Raw genomic sequence first — 4,582 nt, 5'->3', positions numbered from 1 at the left:
GGGTGGGGTCGCGGTATTTTGCCAAATCAGAAAGTCTTTTTCAGAGTTTCCCTAGTGTGATTTCCCAAAATCCCGCAAAAAATAAGCGAGCATCTCTTGTCGTTTCCTCCATGCTGGTGGGGAAAAATAATAGAAAGCACTAGGGCATTGGGTTGAGTGCGGTAGGTGCTTAGCACTGCACGACTGGCTCAAATAGAAACCTGTGGAAAATCAAAATAAGTTGGGCGGCTCTGAAGCCTCTACAGCTTCAGAAGGAGACGTTGAAAGCGAGCATTAGGCGACGTACTGCTGTAGGTGTGAACGCGCTACCACGAGGCGTACGCAAGCCTTTGGAGTTGAGGCAATCGGCCACTGACTGAAGCGTATTCACTTTGTTGTAGAGGCATGCCAGTAGGTGGGGTTGTACCGCCGCTTGATGTGCGTTCACGTTCTTCATACGTTGATCATTGGCGACTGTAATGTCAGCGACAGCACGGCCTTTGGCAAGCGCCTGAGAGCGGTTGTTTATCTTCTGTACTGCGACTGCATCACCATCGTCAGCACGCTTCTGAAGGGATGCCAGAGCCTCACGGGTACGGCTCGCGATGAACTCACGTTCTTGTTGGGCTAGTGCTGCGAATAGATGGAGTTCAAAGGTCTTTGCTTGCGGCATGGTGGCGACTTTGAATTCTGTCTGCTCCATCAACCGTGCGATGTGGTGAACAGAGCGTGAGAGTCGATCCAGCTTGGCGACTACCAACTGTGCGTTCTGCTCCTTGCACAGAGTCAGTGCCTTTGCACCTTCAGGACGATCCTCAATAGCCAGCTTGCCCGATACTACGTCGATGAACTCGCCAACGATCTGCCATCCGTTCTGATCAGCAGCACGAGTGATGTAGTCGCGTTGAGCATCCAAGCCCAGACCACTATCACCTTGGCCCTTTGTGGATACTCGGATGTAGGCGACCACTTTCATTTTCTGATCCTTGGCTTGCTGGCTGAGGTTCCATTGTCAGACTGAAGCCCATATTTGTCAATTCGAAGAACGACCATTCCTGCAAATGATAAATACAGATTTGATGGGTTTTAGTGAATCGGTCGAGTGGGGATTTGACGTGCTACAAGGGCGTCAGGTGGGCATACAATTAAATGCGATTTTGCACAAAAACGATTATTGGTGTGCGTGAACGCATCAGGTTTAGCACAAAGACATTCAAGCCCAATGAATACGGGGATTCACTTCACAGATGGTGCGCATTTCCATCATGGAAACTACCATGGAGAAAGGGTTTGTCTTGGATGGGATCAGGTTGTAATCAGGTTGTTAGCGTCTGAGTAGGTTATATACCTGTGTCGTCACCGACACGGCTGAGCACCCATCTGACTGAAGTCAGGCGTTAGCACACTACAGCGTGAGCTGTAAGCTGTTACCTCTTTAAGTTGATCAATTTTTAGTTAGTAATAATAGAATTATTAAAAGTATTCTATAAAATCTAAATGAAGCTTCTGATGCTCTGCATCATCGTGCTAAGCGTTGAACTACGTTCAAGAGGTATAACATTATCAAGCAAGCTTGATGGTAGGTGCTAGATTAGAAATGGTTCGCTACATTCATTAGTAATTTAATGACTATCTAATTTCTAGTATTCAAAGGGTTGTCAGTGTAGACGTCCCGTCTGTGCGTTCGCTTCGCTCTCTTTATAGTCCGACCGAAATAAAATACTATAGATTTCAGCTTTCAGACCTCCGGTCTTTATAGTCCGACCGAATTAAATCTTGATGCATTCACGGCACGTTCCACCGCCTGCGACGTTGGTCCGTCATGATATGCCGTCGCTTTGCTCTGGCCGTTCGCTGTAGGCTCTCTATATATCATGAGGCTGTGTTGAATTTCTTACGCCGCGTGCAATATATTGTTCGGAATTAGCTCTTAAAATTCCACGCATATGAATGATGAGTATCAGGCTGAAGGCCACGGGTTGCGTGACCTACGCTGCAAACTCAAGCTTAAAGCTCTCACTGGCTTCCCGGATGAATTCCACCTCGGTGCTGAGGGCTCGCATTAGGGCGGGGTGCCGATTAAGGTGCATCTGCATACCCTTCAAGGCATACCTAGCACACTGTGCGATTCTGCGTGCCTGACGATCTTCAACATTTGCCGCAGTCATGATTGTTTCGGTGCTGATCATCTCCATCTTACAGGCTCCGTATACGTGCCTTGGGCTTACGTTTAGTATGCCTTTACTGGCGCCAGCAACGACGTAGCACGCCCCCATAATGTAGTCTTCGACCCAGTTCTGAGGCGGTAATGAGTCGCTCTGATCCTCATTCCCCTGGAGGTCAGCCAGCATCACATGCAAGGCTATCGTATTGAAGTAAGAACTACGTTTACGTCCCCTTTTGTCCTTCCTCTCTGGAAGAAGCTCTATGGCCTTCTGAGGGGCTTCAGGGGAGTCATTGGCGGCTTCTAGGAGGCGTAGGGCGTCTTTCGTGTGCTCTGGGCTCCAGTGCGGTTGTACGGGCTCCTGTGCTGTCGCTAGGTTCTGGTAACTGTCGCCTGATGCAGTGAATGGTGTGCTTGAGTAAGTGCGAGTGACTTCGGTAAGTTCGCCGGTTGTGAAATCAGTTTCGACTTTGATAGTTTGGTAAGTTTTATTCATAAGTTGGCTTCTATGGCTATGCGATCAAATATTCAGGATGTGTGAGGTGGGGCATGCCGACAGAGCATTCAGATACAATGAATGCATGCTCGATTGGATGGTCTGGGAATTTCTTGATTGCGTTGATTACTCTGGCGTATGCGGGAAGGGTCTTCCCTTTTAGGGAGGTTCTAACGCCGTACCGTCTTGCGAAGATCAACGGGATTGTAAGTAATAGGTCGTCGTACCAATGCCGGATTTGATCGCGTTTGTTGTTAGCGTTGGCTACGGCGGAGATTGCACGGAGGTTGCAAGGTCTGTTGTCTTCACCGTTGTGATTGATATGGTCGATAACCCAGCCATCGCCCTTTCTTAGCGGGCGAGCCCAGGAGAAGGCTTTTGCAACTAGGCGATGAACGAACTGGTTTCCACGCTTGCCATCATCACCTGTAAGAGTTGCTCGGTAATACTGCTGGTTGGGGTTGAAGTTTTGTTTGATGAGTTCCATGGTGTAAGCATCTCGGATGCGTCCAGATGTAGATGCTTGATATCTGCTGAAGTCGGGAATGATTCTCCATTTTTCATCAGCAGTACACTTGATGTGCTCCAGTGTGAAGTACACATCCGCTGGATGGAAAGATTCGGTTTCTGTAATAGGGTTGTTAAAACAAGATTTCATTGTTGTGGTTTCCTTCTGTGGGAGGTAGAAGGCAATACGGAGACGTACCACGGACTTTGTGTTGTGTGGGGAGAAGAGTCAGGTAGTATTGCCGGGAGGGAGTGTTAGTGTGCGATGAGCTCGCCAAGTGGAGAAAGTTTCGGTGGTGCAGTTGGTGTAGATGGTTCTCGCTGGGCTGCCAGTTGTTTAAATTGCTCTCGTTGCGTTGGTGCTTTAATATGCACCTCTTCAAAGTGTACGTCTTCTGGGTCTTCTGGAAGAGCCTCTACAAAGCTCCTTGCGAGCTCTGCACGCACTTGCAGTGGGATAGCATTGGCATGCTTGCCTAGAGCTTCTAGAAAACCTTGCAGGAGTCCGTACATATCATATGTATTGTATTCTCTCATTGCCATTTTGCTTCTTTTCGATATTGCTCAACATGCTTGTCTTTACGGCGCTTTCGTTGAGGTGGATTGTAGTCTTCTGAGAAGTCTTGTTCCTGTGTGTAATCCCATACATTGATTTCAGTTGTCGTGATGAGGGGGGTGGTTGGGAGTTCTTCGGGTTCGATTATCTCTGGGGGTCTTTTCTTTAGCGATAGAATTGGTTTTGCCATTTATTTCTCCTATTGGTTAGGTTGAATGGTGCGTGGTTGTTGGCTTTCACGTTGGAGTTGGTCGAGTTCTTCTTGTTCTTTCTTGCATTCGCTCATGGTCTTCTTGGCTGTGCAAGTTAAGAGAATTAGGTAGCGGTTTGATGTGGCTTGCTGGCGAGCGATACCTAAGTATTCTTCACGGAGGTCTAGTGTGCGTTGGTCTACGTATACTTTCTGTTCCGTCATTCTACTGTCCGTGTAGTTTGTAGATTCCTTCAATGTCTGGGTATCTCCGCTGAATATCAATGAAGTATTGAATATGGTGATTCCCAGGCAGAGTACGATAAAGAAGAAGATGGTTCCGAGCCAACCCATTCCGAGTTTCATATCGGCCATATGGTTGTCTCCTTTGGGTTGAGTAAGTAAGGGGCTTCTGTGTGGCCCCTTAATGCTTACTTGCGTACTTCGGCCGATGTGGCGCGTGCGTTAAAGATGATATTTCCGATAGCCCTGTCCACAAGTGCAGGTAGCTTTTCATCCCTCTTGTCTAGAACCTTTTCAAGTTCTGCCATGGCCTTGGCCCGATCCTCTTCTGAGGCTGATCCGTGAAGTTCAATATTGATTTTGTCGCCTTCAATATTGACCACAGGGGCGAGGTTGGTAGTTGGTGTATCCCAGCTTCCTGTAGCGCCACCACTTCCCCAGCGTCCA

At 48.1% G+C, this 4,582-nt stretch carries 7 protein-coding genes; all 7 read right to left on the bottom strand.

Annotation, left to right across the window (positions count from 1 at the left end; genetic code table 11):
- Positions 1–247 precede the first annotated feature (247 nt).
- Positions 248–955, bottom strand: a complete 708-nt coding sequence (locus KL786_RS29215) for a recombinase family protein (RefSeq protein ID WP_200660266.1) — start codon at positions 953–955, stop codon at positions 248–250.
- A gap of 1,012 nt (positions 956–1,967) precedes the next feature.
- Complete coding sequence (locus KL786_RS29210) at positions 1,968–2,639, bottom strand: hypothetical protein (RefSeq protein ID WP_215519817.1); 672 nt, start codon at positions 2,637–2,639, stop codon at positions 1,968–1,970.
- Between the two features lie 16 nt (positions 2,640–2,655).
- Positions 2,656–3,297 (bottom strand): NUMOD4 domain-containing protein, encoded by a 642-nt coding sequence (locus KL786_RS29205; protein ID WP_215519816.1) that lies wholly within the window; start codon positions 3,295–3,297, stop codon positions 2,656–2,658.
- Positions 3,298–3,401: 104 nt separating this feature from the next.
- On the bottom strand, positions 3,402–3,689 hold the full coding sequence (locus KL786_RS29200; protein ID WP_215519815.1) for a hypothetical protein: 288 nt from the start codon (positions 3,687–3,689) through the stop codon (positions 3,402–3,404).
- Complete coding sequence (locus KL786_RS29195) at positions 3,680–3,892, bottom strand: hypothetical protein (protein WP_215519814.1); 213 nt, start codon at positions 3,890–3,892, stop codon at positions 3,680–3,682. The genes KL786_RS29200 and KL786_RS29195 overlap by 10 nt, the downstream gene beginning before the upstream one ends.
- A 9-nt stretch (positions 3,893–3,901) precedes the next feature.
- Positions 3,902–4,267, bottom strand: coding sequence for a prefoldin domain-containing protein (locus KL786_RS29190; RefSeq protein WP_215519813.1), 366 nt, complete (start codon positions 4,265–4,267; stop codon positions 3,902–3,904).
- 56 nt (positions 4,268–4,323) lie between these two features.
- The coding region (locus KL786_RS29185; RefSeq protein ID WP_215519812.1) for a hypothetical protein at positions 4,324–4,582 on the bottom strand (259 nt) is incomplete at its 5' end.

This window comes from Pseudomonas sp. TAE6080, from assembly GCF_018732265.1.
GTDB classification, from domain to species: Bacteria; Pseudomonadota; Gammaproteobacteria; order Pseudomonadales; family Pseudomonadaceae; genus Aquipseudomonas; species Aquipseudomonas brenneri.
The sequence above is the reverse complement of the archived record's forward strand: the minus strand, read 5'-3'. Positions and strand labels throughout refer to the sequence as shown.